This is a genomic window from Mojavia sp. (genome assembly GCF_059505145.1).
Genome location: NZ_JCACKA010000010.1, coordinates 154,586 through 171,085, shown reverse-complemented (window position 1 = coordinate 171,085; position 16,500 = coordinate 154,586). Strand labels below are relative to the sequence as shown.

Annotated in this window: 15 protein-coding genes; 6 read left to right on the top strand and 9 right to left on the bottom strand. The window is 41.0% G+C overall.

Annotated elements, in window-relative coordinates; translation table 11 throughout:
• Positions 1-63 precede the first annotated feature (63 nt).
• Positions 64-1,134: a recombinase RecA gene (gene recA, locus AC5JL8_RS01100; protein ID WP_495877928.1), complete on the bottom strand. Its 1,071-nt coding sequence runs from the start codon at positions 1,132-1,134 to the stop codon at positions 64-66.
• Positions 1,135-1,655: 521 nt separating this feature from the next.
• Here recA and xseA point away from each other — a divergent pair.
• Both xseA and xseB read left to right on the top strand, forming a co-directional pair.
• Positions 1,656-2,888 carry an exodeoxyribonuclease VII large subunit gene (gene xseA, locus AC5JL8_RS01095; RefSeq protein WP_495877927.1) on the top strand — a complete coding sequence of 411 codons (1,233 nt, stop codon included), beginning with the start codon at positions 1,656-1,658 and terminating at the stop codon, positions 2,886-2,888.
• Positions 2,889-2,915: 27 nt separating this feature from the next.
• Positions 2,916-3,149: an exodeoxyribonuclease VII small subunit gene (xseB, locus tag AC5JL8_RS01090; protein WP_495877926.1), complete on the top strand. Its 234-nt coding sequence runs from the start codon at positions 2,916-2,918 to the stop codon at positions 3,147-3,149.
• 23 nt (positions 3,150-3,172) lie between these two features.
• Here the strand turns inward: xseB and AC5JL8_RS01085 are convergent, their stop codons facing one another.
• Both AC5JL8_RS01085 and AC5JL8_RS01080 read right to left on the bottom strand, forming a co-directional pair.
• The gene (locus AC5JL8_RS01085) at positions 3,173-3,838 is read right to left on the bottom strand and encodes a hypothetical protein (RefSeq protein WP_495877925.1); all 666 of its coding nucleotides are present in this window, start codon (positions 3,836-3,838) and stop codon (positions 3,173-3,175) included.
• A 20-nt stretch (positions 3,839-3,858) separates the two neighbouring features.
• Entirely contained in the window at positions 3,859-6,195 is a 2,337-nt protein-coding gene (locus tag AC5JL8_RS01080; protein WP_495877924.1) for an ATP-binding protein, read from the bottom strand.
• A gap of 128 nt (positions 6,196-6,323) precedes the next feature.
• Here AC5JL8_RS01080 and AC5JL8_RS01075 point away from each other — a divergent pair, with 128 nt between their 5' ends.
• Together AC5JL8_RS01075 and AC5JL8_RS01070 are read left to right on the top strand one after the other, a co-directional pair.
• Positions 6,324-6,470: a hypothetical protein gene (locus tag AC5JL8_RS01075; protein ID WP_495877923.1), complete on the top strand. Its 147-nt coding sequence runs from the start codon at positions 6,324-6,326 to the stop codon at positions 6,468-6,470.
• Between the two features lie 230 nt (positions 6,471-6,700).
• Positions 6,701-7,408 carry a sugar transferase gene (locus AC5JL8_RS01070; protein WP_495877922.1) on the top strand — a complete coding sequence of 236 codons (708 nt, stop codon included), beginning with the start codon at positions 6,701-6,703 and terminating at the stop codon, positions 7,406-7,408.
• Between the two features lie 119 nt (positions 7,409-7,527).
• Here the strand turns inward: AC5JL8_RS01070 and AC5JL8_RS01065 are convergent, their stop codons facing one another.
• The 6 genes from AC5JL8_RS01065 to AC5JL8_RS01040 all read right to left on the bottom strand — a co-directional run bounded on the left by AC5JL8_RS01065 (position 7,528) and on the right by AC5JL8_RS01040 (position 13,671).
• On the bottom strand, positions 7,528-8,367 hold the full coding sequence (locus AC5JL8_RS01065; RefSeq protein WP_495877986.1) for a carbohydrate ABC transporter permease: 840 nt from the start codon (positions 8,365-8,367) through the stop codon (positions 7,528-7,530).
• A gap of 134 nt (positions 8,368-8,501) precedes the next feature.
• Complete coding sequence (locus AC5JL8_RS01060) at positions 8,502-9,083, bottom strand: 5-formyltetrahydrofolate cyclo-ligase (protein WP_495877985.1); 582 nt, start codon at positions 9,081-9,083, stop codon at positions 8,502-8,504.
• Between the two features lie 90 nt (positions 9,084-9,173).
• Positions 9,174-10,121 (bottom strand): GDP-L-fucose synthase family protein, encoded by a 948-nt coding sequence (locus AC5JL8_RS01055; RefSeq protein ID WP_495877921.1) that lies wholly within the window; start codon positions 10,119-10,121, stop codon positions 9,174-9,176.
• Between the two features lie 24 nt (positions 10,122-10,145).
• The gene (gene gmd, locus AC5JL8_RS01050; RefSeq protein ID WP_495877920.1) at positions 10,146-11,225 is read right to left on the bottom strand and encodes a GDP-mannose 4,6-dehydratase; all 1,080 of its coding nucleotides are present in this window, start codon (positions 11,223-11,225) and stop codon (positions 10,146-10,148) included.
• Between the two features lie 426 nt (positions 11,226-11,651).
• Positions 11,652-12,413 (bottom strand): undecaprenyl-phosphate galactose phosphotransferase family protein, encoded by a 762-nt coding sequence (locus AC5JL8_RS01045; RefSeq protein WP_495877984.1) that lies wholly within the window; start codon positions 12,411-12,413, stop codon positions 11,652-11,654.
• 112 nt (positions 12,414-12,525) lie between these two features.
• Positions 12,526-13,671 (bottom strand): glycosyltransferase, encoded by a 1,146-nt coding sequence (locus AC5JL8_RS01040; protein WP_495877919.1) that lies wholly within the window; start codon positions 13,669-13,671, stop codon positions 12,526-12,528.
• A 288-nt stretch (positions 13,672-13,959) separates the two neighbouring features.
• On the opposite strand from AC5JL8_RS01040, the gene AC5JL8_RS01035 reads away from it, so the two are divergent.
• Together AC5JL8_RS01035 and rfbB are read left to right on the top strand one after the other, a co-directional pair.
• Positions 13,960-14,898: an NAD-dependent epimerase/dehydratase family protein gene (locus AC5JL8_RS01035; RefSeq protein WP_495877918.1), complete on the top strand. Its 939-nt coding sequence runs from the start codon at positions 13,960-13,962 to the stop codon at positions 14,896-14,898.
• A gap of 489 nt (positions 14,899-15,387) precedes the next feature.
• A complete protein-coding gene (rfbB, locus tag AC5JL8_RS01030; protein WP_495877917.1) occupies positions 15,388-16,470 on the top strand; it encodes a dTDP-glucose 4,6-dehydratase in 1,083 nt (360 codons plus the stop codon).
• Positions 16,471-16,500 lie beyond the last annotated feature (30 nt).

The following is a 16,500-nucleotide window of genomic DNA, read 5'->3' as shown; positions in this document are numbered from 1 at the left end:
CAAACCGACGGGGTGACGGTTACCATTAACTGAACTGTATTGGCTTATCGAACTCTCTAACTACTATTCTTCTTCTAATTCGACTTCTTCCTCTTCGTCGCTAACCTTCGTTACAGAGTTAGCAGAAACAACAGCCCCTTTGTCTAGCTTTTCACGTACTAGCTGCTTAATTTGTGCAGCAAATTCCGGCTTTTCTTCTAAATATTTGATGGCGTTGTCTCGACCTTGGGAGATATTATCGCCGTTGTAGCTATACCAAGCACCTTTACGGATCAGAATGCCAGTTTCTTCTGCTAGGTCAACAAGACAACCTAAAGTAGAAACTCCTTTACCAAAAATAATGTCAAATTCGGCAACTCTAAAGGGCGGTGCTACTTTATTTTTGGCAACTTTGACTTTGACACGGTTACCAAATTCATCTGTACCTTTCTTCAAGGTTTGAATCCGGCGAATGTCTAAGCGCACTGAAGCATAAAACTTTAAGGCGTTACCGCCAGTGGTGGTTTCTGGGCTACCATAGGTAACACCAATTTTTTGCCGCAGTTGGTTAATAAAGATGACTGTGCATCCAGATTTACCAATGTTACCAGTTATTTTACGTAGAGCTTGGCTCATTAACCTTGCCTGAAGACCAACGTGAGCATCGCCCATATCGCCTTCAATTTCGGCCCGAGGAACTAGTGCTGCCACGGAGTCAATAACTACAATGTCAACTGCGGCAGACCGGACGAGCTGATCGACAATTTCTAAAGCGGCTTCCCCTGTGTCAGGCTGCGAAACCAACAAATTTTCGATATCAACACCCAAAGCTCCAGCATAAGTGGGATCAAGGGCGTGTTCAGCATCAACAAAGGCAGCAATACCACCTTCATTTTGCACTTCGGCGATCGCGTGTAGTGCTACTGTCGTTTTACCGGAACTTTCCGGGCCATAAATCTCGATTACCCGTCCTTTGGGTAAACCGCCACCCAATGCTAGATCCAGGGTGAGTGCCCCAGTAGAAATCGTCTCCACCCGCATCCGGGTAGCATCGCCTAGGCGCATGATTGCTCCCTTACCGAAGCTACGCTCAATCTGGTTGAGTACAATATTCAGCGCTTTTTGCTTGCCAGAAGTATCGGTGTTGATAGCCATTCCTGCCTCTGAAATAGATGAATTTAAGGAGTGTTGGGATTGGAGCTTGAGTAGAACAGATATACTATTTTAGCCAGAAAATTCTGGAATAGGGCTTTTTAGACAAACAAGTGTGACAAGATCGTAACCTGATCTCTACTTGATTTAGATAGCCTCTCTAAGTAAGGTGAGATTTTGTAGCGCGCAAAAGGCAAACCAATACGCTTTGATGCCGATAAAATTTTATTATAGGGCGCAGGGTGGTTACGATTACCAATTAGCGATCGCTGAGGTTTTGTCTGGCAGTTTCTTACCGAACCTGCTTTTGTCCTCGTCGTTTATATATAATGCAAAATTTGCGTAAATATTCCAGCAAGAAGAAATTGTATATCTGACGAGTTGTCTCTATTATACCAAATTTATTTGCGTACATTAGGCTGATTGCCACGCTATCAACAGATCCGTCAAATACAGGGATTTGCTAGGATTTGGATAGACTTTAAGCTACTGTATCCAGTCTTTGTCCCATTTGAGCATCTTTGATGACTTCTGATTTTGCTAAATTTTTAATTCCCGATACCGCACTTTCTGTAGCTGGGTTAACCGATTACATCCGCTTGCTTTTAGAACAAGATGAGCAACTGCGGCAAGTTTGGGTGACTGGAGAAGTTTCCAGCGCTAATCATCATCGCAGTGGGTTATTTTTCACACTGCAAGATCCGGATGGAACCGCAGGAATTAAGTGTGTGGCGTGGAATAGTCAATTGACAAAACTCGCACAGCTACCTATTCCTGGCGAGCAGTTAATTATTTTGGGTAGCATGAGAGTTTATCCTCAAAGGGGAGAATATCAGCTATCAGTGTGGCAGGCTTTGCCAGCTGGTGTGGGTTTACAGGCGCTGCGTTATCAACAGTTGCGAAACCGCTTGCTATCTGAGGGATTATTTGATCTCGAAAGAAAGCGATCGCTTCCTTTCCATCCTCAAACTATCGCCGTTGTCACTTCACCAACTGCGGCGGCCTGGGGTGATATTCAAAAAACTCTCAAACAACGATATCCTGGTTTACACGTTTTATTTTCTCCCGCTACAGTGCAGGGTGAGCAAGCGCCAGAATCGATAGTTAAAGCAATTGAGCGAGTAGAACGAGATGGTCGTGCAGAGGTGCTAATTTTAACACGGGGAGGAGGCGCGGTAGAGGAACTGGCTTGTTTTAATGATGAACGAGTAGTGCGATCGCTTGCTAATTGTTCAATACCAGTAATTACTGGCATTGGTCATCAAAGAGATGAATCTTTAGCAGATTTAGTTGCAGATGCATGTGTGCATACTCCTACTGCTGCGGCAGAAATGGTTGTACCATCACTCTGGGAGCTATATACTCAACATCGGCAGCGAGTGACTGCTTTACATGAGGCGGTGGCTTACTCTTGCGAAACTGCTGCAAACCAACTGCAAGTATTGCAAAATCGCTTGCGGCGTTTACGGTTAGATCGGCAAGTGCAACAAGAAATGCAAAAGCTAACTTGGAAGCGCCAACAACTAATGCAAGTAACAACAAGGCGATCGCAACAAGCAAACCAACATCTAGAAATGTTACGGCAAAAGTTAGCAACTCTTGATCCAAAGGCTGTGTTACAGCGTGGTTATGCTGTGGTTAGACAAGAAAATGGTGCGATCGCTCGTTCTGCTACGGAGTTAGCTGTAGGCGAGAAATTGGTGATTCAGTTGGGTCAAGGGGAAGTTAAAGTGAAAGTCATGGAAGTGAAAGATTAATAAACCGCCAAGGACGTCAAGATTTGAATGGTTAAACGTAAGAATTCTTCTAGTTCTGACTCAATGGAAGGCTGGAATTATGAAGCAAAGGTTGTGGAAATAGAGGGAATTATCGCTCGCATCGAAGCGGGTGAGTTGGAATTGGAAGAGGTATTTGATAAATTTGCTAAGGCTGTTGAATATTTGCGCCAGTGCGAAAGTTTCTTGCAGCAGCGACAGCAACAAGTGGATTTGTTAATTGAAACTTTGAGTGATGATTGAAAGTTAAAAATTGCTATTTAAGATTATGGTATAAAACCAAAATCTCTTCTTAAAATATTCTTAGCTTCGGTGATCGTCTTGACCTGACGCTGTGTCAGTTTTTTACTAATATCTTCATAAACTTCAAATCCATTTTTTTTTCTATGGTACAGAATTGCTACTGGAAAAGGTTTAGGTGTTCTTAGAGGTAAATTTCGAGAGCTAGGAAAATCGCTAGTCATGTAACTACCAATGAGAAGAATGCCATCTTCATCAGGCCCATCAAAATCTAGTTCTAGAAAAGATACAGCTTTCAACGCTAAGAAGTTCCAAGGTTGAACTTGTTGGGATTGAGGTAAAGTATAGAGTACTCGTTTATTCTTGACTAGATATAAAGAAAGCTTGGCTTTTTTGGAACCTTGTGGGAATTCTTGTATTGGTACGAATAGACAGGAACCAAAATCTGGTAAATTAATTCGGAATGCATGTTTAACAAGTATATTCCGGCGAGGTAATACTTGTTTAACTTGGCTGATTTCCTCTGATGTAATACGAGTTGGGCGGAGTTGTTTTGTCTGTGTTTCAATAATGGGATTTTTAGGGGAGTCAGCAGCAGTGGGGCCAATTGCTAGCAAAGTAGTCAGGGATGCTATGCTGATGGCAAATACACATCTTTTAGCGCCAAGAAGCTTGTAGGTTTGATGATTCATAATTTTAATTTATTAACATATCATTCTATTTTTCCTATAGCGACAGCGTAATTCAGCGGCAGGATAACTGTAAATGTTGTACCCACACCTACTTCACTTTGAAAGGTAATTTTCCCTTGGTGTAATTCAACGGCGTTTTTTACAATATTTAATCCTAGCCCGTTTCCATAAATTTTTTCTGTATTACTACATCTAAAAAAGGAAGTAAAGAGCTTGGTTTGGTCTTCTTTAGGAATGCCAATTCCTTCGTCTTGGATGCGGAATATGGCACTGTTGTGATCGCAAGTTAGTTCAAATTGAATGTTGCCGCCTTCAGGTGAATACTTAATAGCGTTGGAAAGCAAATTACTGAGAATATATCGCAGAAGTTTTTCATCCATTAAAGGCAATTTTTTGGTATCGCAACCATAAATGCATTGTTCCACAAAGTTAATATGATAGCGATCGCCAGCGCTAAACTGTTGTTCTCCAACTATTTGCCAGCATAAATCTATTAAATCTAAGGGAGCAGGGCTGAAATTGAGTTTTCCTGCTTCTGCTCTTCCAATCACTAAAATATCTTCTATGACTTGATTAAGATGAGTGACGGCTGATTTAATTTGCTCAAAATATCGGTCTTTTTTATCCTCATTTAATTTGTGACTATATTTGTGTAACAAATCACAAGTTAAGAGAATACTAGTTAATGGTGAGCGAAACTCATGGGAGGCGATGGAAATAAATCGAGATTTAAGTTCGCTGACTTCTCTTTCTTTTTCGAGGGCTAAACGTGTTTCTTCTGCTTGCTTGCGCTCAGTGATATCTTGGGCAATACCTACTTGACGATAAATTTCTCCAAAGTTATTGTTTACTAAAAAGCTGCGCTCCCAGATCCAGCGTACTGACTTATCAGGCTGGATAATACGGTATTCATTGTCATAAGTGCTCTTAGGGTTGTTCTCTCTGGTGGCGAGTACGTATTCCTTATCTTCTGGATGAACCGCATCTATCCAAGAATTGGCGTTAATATATAAACTTTGGCAACTACGACCCCATACCTGCTCATAGACTGGACTAACATAGATTATTTTGTTGCTATTTAGGTCTTTGAGCCAAAAGACTTCTTGAATGTTTTCTGCTAACTGGCGAAACTTTTGTTCGCTTTGATGTAGCATTTCTTGCGTTACCAGTTTTGACGTAAGTTCTATCTGCAACTGGTTGTTACTAGCTTTTAGGTCGTTTTCCTGCTGAGTCAAAGTAGAAATTAACCGGCTGAGGGATTGAGATAGATTGGCAATTTCATCTCTGCCTCGTAGTACAGGAATTTTAACTTGTTTATTACCAAAACGAATTTGGTTAGCGGCTGTAGCGATCGCTAACATGGGGTTGGTGATTGCAGTTATTACTAACCAACCTAAAACAGCAAAAATTACCCCTAAAATTATATTCCAGGTAAATATCTGCTGTTGTAGTCGCCTGACTGGAGCAAAGGCAATATCTGTTTTTTGGCGTACCAACACCAGCCACTGTAAACCAGGATAATTACGATAACCATTACTCTGGACAAAGCCGGTGAGGTACTTTTGATTATCTGGCCAGATTTCAACTATATGGCTGCTGATCCCTCTTTGTGCTGCTTTCACACTCGCTAGGTTTTGCAGTTGGGCATTAAATCCTGATGGTGCTAATAACACATCACCATTGTAGCTGAGAACGAACATTTCTTTATTACGCTCTTTCACCGAACGCAACAGCGATTTTTCGACTTCTTTAGACCAATTCCAACTCAAATGAGCGCCAAGTACACCGCGTAGATTTCCTTGAAAATCAATTACGGGTACTGCTACATCTACAAAACGCAACGGTTCCCCAGTTGGGTTAGGAAGCAGTTGCTTGAGTTTTACTGCATCATGCACATCACCCGCATAAGGAGCTTTTAGTCCATTGATAAACCAAGGTCTTTGAGAAACATTTTTACCTTCTAATAATTTTCCTGTACTAGCTTGGACAATTCCTTGGTGATCGGCAAAACCTATCCAAGCATAATCACTATAAGTGCTTTGCAGCTTTTCTAAGAGGACACGTACTTGAAATGTTGAAGTGTTGGGGTAACTCGTTAACTCATCCAAGGTGCTGATAATTTGGATATCGCGGTAGCGCTCAAACATCCCCCGGTCTAGTTTATCGCTCATTTGGTACGCCAGTTCTGCCAGCGACCTTCCCACATCTACTTTGACTTGTTTGCTGGTAGTGTGCCCGACAATTAGACTGGCTAATATCGACAACACAAAAGCCACACCACAAATTGCTAGTCCCAACCGGGTTCTAAGGCTATTTTGAGGATTGACCTTGGCGCTAAACCTCTGGATGCGCGTCACTGCTAAATACTCCTGTTGGTCACAGACTTAGTAAGAACCTCAAGGACAGATACTTGTCTAAGTATATAATTTCACACAATCTTCAAATATAAACAGCAAACTGCTGTTTACATGCTGTTTACATATTATTGCTGATTGCTCTATACCTCTGTATTTTCTGCGGTAGCTTGGGGCAGACTCTTCTTTTACAACGACGCGATCGCTTACAGAGACAGGAAAAAATTTGTATATTTTATCAGGCGATCGCTTCTACTTTAGTGAGAAATGCTAGCTGAGTATTTGCGTCAGCGTGAAACTTTTTAACAGTATCTGCTAGTATGAATTTTTAATTCATTGCTCATGTACTAAAAAATTACAGTAACCCAGATCAAGTGAAAGATTGTACAAAGGTTAAGCCTACGGTTGTATAATACCAAAAACTTGTCTATATTAGCACTCAGTAATAATTTTGGTAAAACTGGAAACATAGTAGAAAGACAAAATAAGTAAAAACCAAAAACCACTTATGTCCATGTCTACTTTGAGTACTAACGTAAAAGGTTGTACTGTTGATGATTTAGCCCTGCTGAGTCAGCTTGATTTAGGAAATTTTTTACAACAGCCTTCACACCCTTCTATCGCCAGCACGAAAAAACGATTAATTGATATTTTCGGTGCCATTGTCGGACTCATGATTACAGCGCTAGTAGCAATTCCTGTAGCAATAGCTACTATTATTGATAATCCTGGCCCGATATTTTATTGCCAAATTCGCTGTGGCCTTCATGGGCGTCCCTTCCGGATTTGGAAGTTCCGTTCAATGATTGTTAATGCCGATCAGCTCAAGCATCTGGTGAACAATCAAGCCCAAGGCCACATCTTTAAATCTACAGAAGATCCACGCATTACTCGCGTGGGTAAGTTCTTGCGGCGCACCAGTCTAGATGAATTACCTCAGTTTTGGAATGTTCTGATGGGAGAAATGAGCTTAGTTGGAACTCGCCCACCTACTCCTGATGAAGTTATCAACTACGAACTACACCATTGGCAAAGATTGCGAGTTAAGCCAGGTATTACTGGGGAATGGCAAGCTAACGGTCGCTCCAGCATTAAAGACTTTGAAACCATCGTCAGCATGGATCTTGATTATCAGCGTAAGTGGTCTGTAGCTTACGACTTGAATTTAATTTTGAAAACTATTTGGGTAGTCTTGTCAAAAAGCGGTGCTTATTAAGTTTTTGCCTCTGTTATTATCCCAAGTGCGCCGACGCTAATAAAATAAAAAATTCAACATTATGAATTCAAAATCAAACTTTTATCTGAATTTATAATATTGAATTTAAAATTAATGATTTAACCCTTAACCCCACTACTAGTTTCTGTGGGTACTATGTAGCGTTGTAAAAACAGAAATAATACCAGTACTGGAGCAATAGAAATAATAGAACCAGCAGCTACCAACCGCCAATCAAGGGAAAATGTACCCGCTAGTTTTGCTACTCCTAAAGGCAGAGTATATAAATTTTCGTCTTGAATAATAATCAAAGGCCAAAGAAAGTCGCTCCAAGAACCGATGAAGACGAAAATAGCTAGAGTCACTAGTGCTGGGCGAATCGCTGGTAACATCACGTACCACCATAAGCCTAATTCTGAACTGCCATCCATACGGGCGGCTTCTTCTATCTCTTTGGGAACGCTCATAAAAGCTTGTCGCAACAGAAAAATGCCAAAGGCAGACGCTAAACTAGGAAAAATCATTCCTAAATAGGTATTGTTCAAACCCATCTGGACGGTCAGAATGTATAGGGGAATCATCACAATCTGAAAGGGAATCATAATCGTAGCCACGATCGCAATAAAAATCCCATCTCGTCCTGGAAACGATAACCGCGCCAAGGGGTAAGCGGCTAAGGCACAAAATACTAAATTCAAAGCAACAGTTAGCAGCGCTACCAATATACTGTTATAAAAATACTGTCCAAAAGGTAGGGATTGCCAAACACTAGAGAAATTACTCAGTGTCGGTTGAGTTGGTAACAACTGCGGTGGTGATTGTAAGATATTTTCTGTTGGAGATTTCAAGGCTGTACTGATCAGCCAAAGCAATGGAAACAGAGTGACTATTGCGATCGCTCCTAAAATTCCATACATCCCTATAATATTAAGTTGTGAATTGCGCTTGAGAAAATTCATCATTGACCTGAATTTGCCGCTTTGAAATCTAATTATAATGATTTTGTGTTTTTTGAGATTTTTTTATTAAATAAGTAGGTAAGCAAGAGAATTTAAAAATATCCAAATTATCAGTTTTTTAGCAATTCTTGACTTCATAAACCTGTCAAGCCAGTTTCTGTACACGCAGCTTTCAAAGGTTTATCCCAAGATTGCACAGGTAATTGAGGCAAATAGGCAAAATTAAAGACAATTCCTATAGTTGGCTTTGTTATCCACTCAGGTGAATTGAGTAAGCGATCGTAATATCCCCCGCCATAGCCTAAGCGATATCCTTGATAGTCACAAGCTACACTAGGGACAAGAATTAAATCTACTTCAGCAGGGCCTAACCTGGGAGCATTGGGAAGAGGTTCGCTAATACCATAAGCACCAATTTTTACAGAGTCGTTAGGTGTCCAGATATGCCAAACAAGGGATTTACCCACACAGCGAGGAAATCCCCAACAGTATTTATTATCTGTAAATAACGGGCTGAGGTCAGGTTCTTGGCGAAAGCTAAAATAAGCAAGTATTGTTTTTGCTTGGTTAAGTAAAGCAGAGTTTTGCAGTTGCGTACAGATGCGATCGCTTTTTTCTCTCCACTCTTTGACTGGCATTGATTGACGTATTTGCAGCAGAGTACGGCGTAGTTCTGTTTTAGCTAACTGACAATTTTGAAGATTAACTTCATCCATGAAAGTATAAAATTTATCACCAAAAAACACGTAGGGCATCTGCCCTACGTAAAAGATATAGCCAACAGTCTCAATCAAACAAAAATTTAATTATGCAGCAGCGTGTTGACGATACCACTCAATCGTATTTTTTAGCCCTTGCTGAAAACTGACCTGGGCTGTGAAATTAAAAGCTTGCTTTGCCCGTTCAGTATCCAAACAACGGCGGGGTTGACCATTAGGCTTGTCAGCTTCCCAGACAATTTCACCGTCAAACTCCATGAGTTCGCAGATGAGATTAATCAAATCACGAATGGAGATTTCATAACCTGTTCCCAAGTTAACCGGTTCAGAATCGTTGTAAAATTGAGTACCCATAACAATGCCACGAGCCGCATCTTCTGAATATAGAAACTCACGGGTAGGGCTACCATCACCCCAAACAGGGAGTTCTTTTTCACCTTTGATTTGTGCCTCGTGAACTTTGCGAATTAACGCCGGAATCACGTGAGAACTTCTGGGGTCAAAGTTATCTTCTGGCCCGTATAAATTTACTGGTAGCAGATAAATACCATTAAAGTTGTACTGCTGGCGGTAAGCTTGCAGTTGGACTAGAAGTGCTTTTTTAGCAACTCCATAAGGGGCGTTGGTTTCTTCTGGATAACCATTCCAAAGGTCATCTTCTTTGAATGGTACAGGGGTGAACTTAGGATAGGCACAAATAGTACCAACACAGACGAATTTTTCTACTCCAGCTTGATAGGCAGCGTGAATTAGCTGAGTTCCCATGATCAAGTTATCGTAGAACAACTCGGCTGGTTTTTCGCGGTTCAGCCCAATACCGCCGACATGAGCTGCTAGGTGGATAATAATGTCTTGCTGGTCAACAACGCGTTGATTATTTTCCCAAATCCGCAAATCGTAGTCCCGCGATCGCGGGACTGTAATCTTTTCAATATCGGCCCCTGCCTTACACAGCTGATCTATTACCTGACGACCTAGGAAACCCGATCCACCAGTGACGAGAATCCGTTTGTTTTTTAGTTCTAAGGCGGTCATATTTTTATCCTCAGCAAGTGTAAATCAGAAATGGAGAGCGCCCAGTTGTTGACGAATAGTTGCAATATCATGCAGTGCTGTGGAACCATTTCCATTTGGGGAAGTATAACCCAATGCTTGTAAATCTGCTTCTACCATTAGGGCAACAAGTTGCTCAAAAGTTACCGATGGTGTCCAGCCCAACTGTTGGCGTGCCTTGGTAGAATCGCCAATTAGTAACTCAACTTCCGCAGGGCGGAGATAGCGCTCATCAAACTCTACATAATCTTGCCAATTAAGATTCACATACCCAAATGCCAAGTCCAAAAACTCCCGCACTGAGTGCGTTTCACCAGTAGCAATTACATAATCATCTGGCTGTTCTTGCTGCAACATCAGCCACATTGCTTTAACGTAATCTTTGGCATAGCCCCAATCCCGCTTGGCATCAAGATTACCCATATAAATTTTTTTCTGTTTACCAGCAACAATTTGAGCAACTGCCCTGGTAATTTTGCGTGTTACAAAAGTTTCACCGCGTCGGGGCGATTCATGGTTAAAAAGTATGCCATTACACGCAAATAAATTATAAGACTCACGGTAATTCACTGTTTGCCAGTGGGCGTAAACTTTAGCACAAGCATAGGGGCTACGGGGATAAAAGGGCGTCGTCTCGCTTTGAGGTACGGCTTGCACTAAACCATACATCTCTGAAGAACCTGCTTGGTAGAAGCGTACTTGAATTCCAGTACGTTGTTGATAGTCTCGAATTGCTTCTAATAAACGCAATGTGCCCATGCCTACCGCATCGACCGTATATTCCGGTGAATCAAAGCTAACTCTGACGTGAGATTGAGCGCCTAGATTGTAAATTTCTGTCGGCTGCACTTCTTCTAGAATTCGGCGTAGCGTTGTGCCATCAGTCAAATCGCCGTAGTGAAGAAATAACTTTACTCCCTCTTTGTGAGGGTCTTCGTACATGTGATCGATACGATCTGTGTTAAATGTAGAAGTCCGGCGAATAATACCATGAACCTCATAACCTTGCTCTAGCAAAAACTCACTTAGATATGAACCATCTTGACCAGTAATACCGGTAATCAATGCTCGCTTCTTTTGCGCCATGCTTAGTTATTCCTTGTAATTTTGAGTGCAGTAGTTGCAGCAACTTATACAAGTTAGCAGTTAATTCCTAACTTGCCTAATGGGAAACTATTAGTCTTCGTTTATACTCTATCTACAATTTAAACAAACATCCTTAATAAAACTTAATTTAACACTGCTAAAATCAAGACTTCTGAATTATTTTGTATCTTTTGTTTTGATTTTGCTATAAATTTATACATTTTGCGTGTTTATGGAAAATAAATAAAACTTATATTTGCTCAAGTATTATTATTTACATAGATAAAAATATAATTAAACAAATCTGTACCAAAATGCAGTTTGACTGTGAGATAGAGATTAATTCTCCTGCATTTATCTAGACTCTGATAAAGATCTGGTACTTTGGGGCATAAACTGCCCCACACAACAAACTTTACTATTTGTTCAGTATGCCCCGTTATTTCTGGGCATAATGACTACATCAATTGTTTTCAAGATTATCCATAAGTCAAGCCAAAAATTTCTGAATTTAACATAGTGTAAATCAATTTGAACTCTTCGAGGATAGGGAATATCATTACGCCCAGAAACTTGCCACAATCCAGTAATTCCTGGACGAATGGTAAGAATATCATCTATGTGATATCCGTATTTTGGTAGTTCTTCCGCTACTAAAGGACGCGGGCCGACAACACTCATGTCTCCTTTGAGGACATTCCAAAACTGCGGAAATTCATCTAAGCTGGTAATTCGCAAAAATCGACCAATTTTTGTAATCCGAGGGTCTTGTTTCAGCTTAAAACTGCTTTCAAATTCTTGCCGCATCACAGGGGATGTTTCCATCATTTGCACTAGAATTTCATCGGCATTGCTCACCATTGTGCGGAATTTAATACAATTAAAAGGTTTGTAGTTTTTACCAACCCGTTCTTGGATATAAAAAATCGGGCCTTGTGAGCTTAAAGCAATCAGCAAGGCTAAGACTAAGTAAAGGGGGAAAAACAATATCAAAACCAACAGCGAAAACACAATATCGAACAATCGCTTGGCAAACTCTCCGTTTAAACCTTGAAAAGACAAACCTTTAGGTTTTAGCCTAGGAGCCTTTTTCTGTTGACCACGTTTTAAGAAAGTACGCGTAGACGTACTAGCGTCTTGCCGTAGGCCTCGTCGCTTGCCGGAGAGGAGTGAGCTCTGGGCAGTCATCATACTCCTTAATAATCCACACCACACATAGTCCCAATCTTAAAGCTAAAATGAGGTGCTTCTGGGTTTAAATTTCCAAAAGCCTACAAAACTATTACAAAAATTTTGATCATCATTCTAAAGATGCCTTTTCTTTGCAAAACTTTTCTAAAAAATTTAGATAGCGATTGGCAAAGGCTTGCTCAGAGAACTGGGCAGTATGCGATCGCACATACTCAGGATTAAAAGCACCCTGATACATTTCAAACTTTTCTACTGCTTCTACTAAAGCCGCGTCTGTTTGCATCTTAAATAAGATGCCTGTTCCTGTATTGACCTGACAGGAGCGAATATCTCGCACGGTTTCTAATGCACCGCCTGCACCATAGGCAATTACTGGAGTACCACAAGCCTGCGCCTCTACTAAGGCAATACCAAAATCTTCGCAAGCTGCATACACAAATGCTTTGGCTCTAGCCATATATTTTTTTACTACATCATCAGGTTGCCATCCTAGTATTTGTATATTAGAGTTTGCTATCTGGCGAAGATGTTTCATCTCTGGGCCCGTGCCAATTACTACCAATTGTTTTTGCAGTTGATTAAACGCTTTGACAATTAAGGATACTTGCTTATAACTCACTAACCGGGAAACTGTCAGATAAAAATCCTCTTTTTGAGGAGAAAATGGCCATGCCTCGACATTCACTGGGGGATAAATTACTGTCGCCGCTCGCCGATAGCAGCGCCAAATTCGACGAGCTGTATGCTGTGAATTGGCAATGAAATAATCAACGCGATTTGCTGTTAATACATCCCACTGGCGTAAACGATGCAATAAATACCGTGTCACCCATCCTGCTACGCCACTTCCCAGCTTGCTCTGGTGCAGATAATCAAAAGTTAAGTCCCAAGCATAGCGCATGGGGCTGTGACAGTAGCAAATATGTATCTGTTCGGGAGTAGTGATCACTCCTTTTGCGACAGCGTGAGATGAAGACAAAATTACGTCATACTGTCGTAAATCCAGTTGTTCAATCGCCAACGGCAACAAAGGCAGGTATTTTTGTACACCATTGTAAGCATAGGGAAAGCGTTGGAGAAATGTTGTACCAATCTGACGTTTGTATAAATAACTTTGAGGGTTGCTAGATTCAAAGTCGATCAGTGCATACAAATGGGCATCAACGTGATTCAGAATTTCCCGCACAACTAGTTCTGAACCGCCTGTGGCTTTAGGTGTCAGCCACTCATGAACCAGAGCATATTTCAAGGGCACAGCTAACTTTAAATGAGTTGAAAATAATTAAAGCCAATTATGAGGTTAACTGAAAGGTTTTCCCTTGTAATTAAAAATGGGAAGCGCCCCAGATTGACTCTAAAGACGTAATTCTCCGAAACAGGTTCCAGACGGATGCTGCAACCTGATAACCTCAAACATGGGGTTGGGTACTGGGGATTAGGGATTGGGTATTAGGTATTGGGAAGAGTTTATTTTTGAGATTCCCAGCCCCTAGCCCCCAATCCCAAATCCTTTGACAACAATCGATATAGGAATTGATAATTTATGCGAATTTTGATTATGGGCGGTACTCGGTTCATTGGTGTCTATCTAACTCAACTGCTGGTAGAGCAAGGACATGAGGTGGTGCTGTTCAATCGTGGTAATCGTCCCGCACCTTCCTTGCAGGGAGTAGGACAAATTATAGGCGATCGCACGGACGCTACCCAGTTAAAAGCAAAGTTATCAGCAGAAAATTTTGATGTCGTTTTTGACAATAATGGCCGGGAACTGACTGATACTCAACCACTGGCAGAAATTTTTCAAGATCGTATACAACATTTTGTGTATATGAGTTCTGCTGGAGTATATCTCAAATCTGACCAAATGCCTCATGTTGAAGGTGATCCCATAGATCCTAAAAGCCGCCATCGCGGTAAGCATGAAACAGAAGCTTACCTAACTCAGCAAGGATTGCCCTTTACCTCTATTCGTCCAACTTACATTTACGGGCCGCGTAACTATAACGATTTAGAAAGTTGGTTTTTTGACAGAATTGCCCGCGATCGCCCGATTCCTATCCCTGGTAATGGGTTGTATATCACTCAGCTAGGCCATGTCAAAGATTTAGCAAAGGCAATGACGCAGGTTTTAGGCAATAGCCAAGCAGTAGGTCAAATTTATAATGTTTCTGGCGATCGCTTTGTCACTTTTGATGGTTTAGCTCGTGCTTGTGTCCAAGCTGCTGGCAAATCACCTGATGCAGTGAAAATTGTCCATTACGACCCAAAAAAATTTGATTTTGGTAAGCGCAAAGCTTTTCCACTACGAGCGCAGCATTTCTTTGCATCTGTGAATAAAGCTCAGAACGAATTGGGTTGGCAGCCTGAGTATGATTTAATCTCCGGGCTGACTGATTCATTTGAGAATGACTATCTTGCCTCTGGGCGCGATAAAGCCGAGGTTGATTTCTCTGTGGATGAAGAGATTTTACAAGCTTTGTGAATGTAAAGGTAACATCCAACTCACCGAAACATTACCCAGCAGTCATTGCAAGGACTTTTTTTTTGCGCGTAGCGTTACCGCAGGCTAACGTGAGTTGGATGCATTATGATTTTGACCTCTCTCCAAACCTCTCTCCTGCGAAAAGCTACGGTGTACACACATCTCTGTACTAAACCGAAATCATTGTAGATCCGTCATTATCCTCCGATAAATTGGAGGACTTTGAGGGATTTTAGCCCCCCTTTAAAAGGGGGGTTGGGGGGATCAAAAGGCTGTGGGGCAACTTTCAAAGACTTGTGTGTACACCGTAGCCTGCGAAAAGAGGGAGGTTGGGTGGGAGAGGTTTGTCGAATTCACGTCAGGCTATAACCCGATTTCAAGTTGTGGAGGAATAAGAAATTTTTTCATTACTCAATTCCCTGACTTTAATTTATGAGCTACTATTCAGCACTAATACCAATATCTATGAATCAGGAGTTATAGCAAAATATGCCAACAATATTAGTTACCGGAGGAGCCGGATTTATTGGTGCTAACTTTATCCTCCTTGCTAGACAAGCAGAATGGGCAAATGTAGTTAATCTAGATAAATTAACTTACGCTAGTAACCTACAAACTTTAGCAGACTTACAAAACGATCCTAACTATCACTTTATTCAAGGCGATATTGGCAATGTAGAGTTAGTAAGTTATTTATTGAAACAGTATCAGCCAGATGCGATTATTAATTTTGCAGCCGAAAGTCATGTAGATCGTTCAATACTTAGCCCTCAAGACTTTATCCAAACTAATGTAGTGGGAACGTTTCAACTACTAGAAGCAAGCAGAATTTACTGGCAAAAATTATCATCGCCAAAACAACAGCAATTTCGCTTTTTGCATGTGTCTACAGATGAAGTCTACGGCTCACTAAAAACACAAGATCCAGCTTTTCGGGAAGATACTCCCTATGCACCCAATAGTCCCTACGCAGCATCGAAGGCTGCATCCGACCATTTTGTACGAGCCTATTACCATACCTATGGATTACCTACTTTAACAACTAATTGCTCAAACAACTATGGGCCTCGTCAGTTTCCTGAAAAATTAATTCCATTAACTATCCTCAATGCTTTAGATCATAAATCGTTACCTATATATGGGGATGGACAAAATATTCGAGACTGGCTTTATGTGACCGACCACTGCGAGGCTATCTATCTTGTTCTTAATCAAGGAAAAGTTGGTGAAACTTATAATATAGGCGGTCTTAATGAACAAACTAATTTGACAGTTGTTGAAAAAATTTGTGCTATCCTTGACGACTTAGCACCGAAACCTGATTACAGCTATTCTTCTTTGATTACTTTTGTGAAAGACCGCCCTGGTCATGACCGAAGATATGCAATTGATTGTAGTAAAATCAACCGTGATTTAGGTTGGCAACCTGAAGAAAACTTTGAAAGTGGTTTGCTGAAAACGGTTCAGTGGTATCTTAGTAACTCTGCCTGGGTAAACGAAGTGCGCTCAGGTGCTTACCAAAACTGGCTTAAACAAAATTATGAAAACAGAAAAGCTGAAACTTCCAGCTAATAGTAATTTCTGTGTTTATGTATAAGGATG

Excerpts from the sequence above, each read along its gene's own strand:
- AC5JL8_RS01055 (WP_495877921.1), bottom strand. The coding sequence starts at position 10,121 with ATGACCGCCTTAGAACTAAAAAACAAACGGATTCTCGTCACTGGTGGA.
- AC5JL8_RS01065 (WP_495877986.1), bottom strand. The coding sequence starts at position 8,367 with ATGAATTTTCTCAAGCGCAATTCACAACTTAATATTATAGGGATGTAT.
- AC5JL8_RS01070 (WP_495877922.1), top strand. The coding sequence starts at position 6,701 with ATGTCCATGTCTACTTTGAGTACTAACGTAAAAGGTTGTACTGTTGAT.
- AC5JL8_RS01060 (WP_495877985.1), bottom strand. The coding sequence starts at position 9,083 with ATGGATGAAGTTAATCTTCAAAATTGTCAGTTAGCTAAAACAGAACTA.
- AC5JL8_RS01085 (WP_495877925.1), bottom strand. The coding sequence starts at position 3,838 with ATGAATCATCAAACCTACAAGCTTCTTGGCGCTAAAAGATGTGTATTT.
- gmd (WP_495877920.1), bottom strand. The coding sequence starts at position 11,225 with ATGGCGCAAAAGAAGCGAGCATTGATTACCGGTATTACTGGTCAAGAT.
- rfbB (WP_495877917.1), top strand. The coding sequence starts at position 15,388 with ATGCCAACAATATTAGTTACCGGAGGAGCCGGATTTATTGGTGCTAAC.
- AC5JL8_RS01045 (WP_495877984.1), bottom strand. The coding sequence starts at position 12,413 with ATGACTGCCCAGAGCTCACTCCTCTCCGGCAAGCGACGAGGCCTACGG.
- AC5JL8_RS01035 (WP_495877918.1), top strand. The coding sequence starts at position 13,960 with ATGCGAATTTTGATTATGGGCGGTACTCGGTTCATTGGTGTCTATCTA.
- xseB (WP_495877926.1), top strand. The coding sequence starts at position 2,916 with ATGGTTAAACGTAAGAATTCTTCTAGTTCTGACTCAATGGAAGGCTGG.
- recA (WP_495877928.1), bottom strand. The coding sequence starts at position 1,134 with ATGGCTATCAACACCGATACTTCTGGCAAGCAAAAAGCGCTGAATATT.
- xseA (WP_495877927.1), top strand. The coding sequence starts at position 1,656 with ATGACTTCTGATTTTGCTAAATTTTTAATTCCCGATACCGCACTTTCT.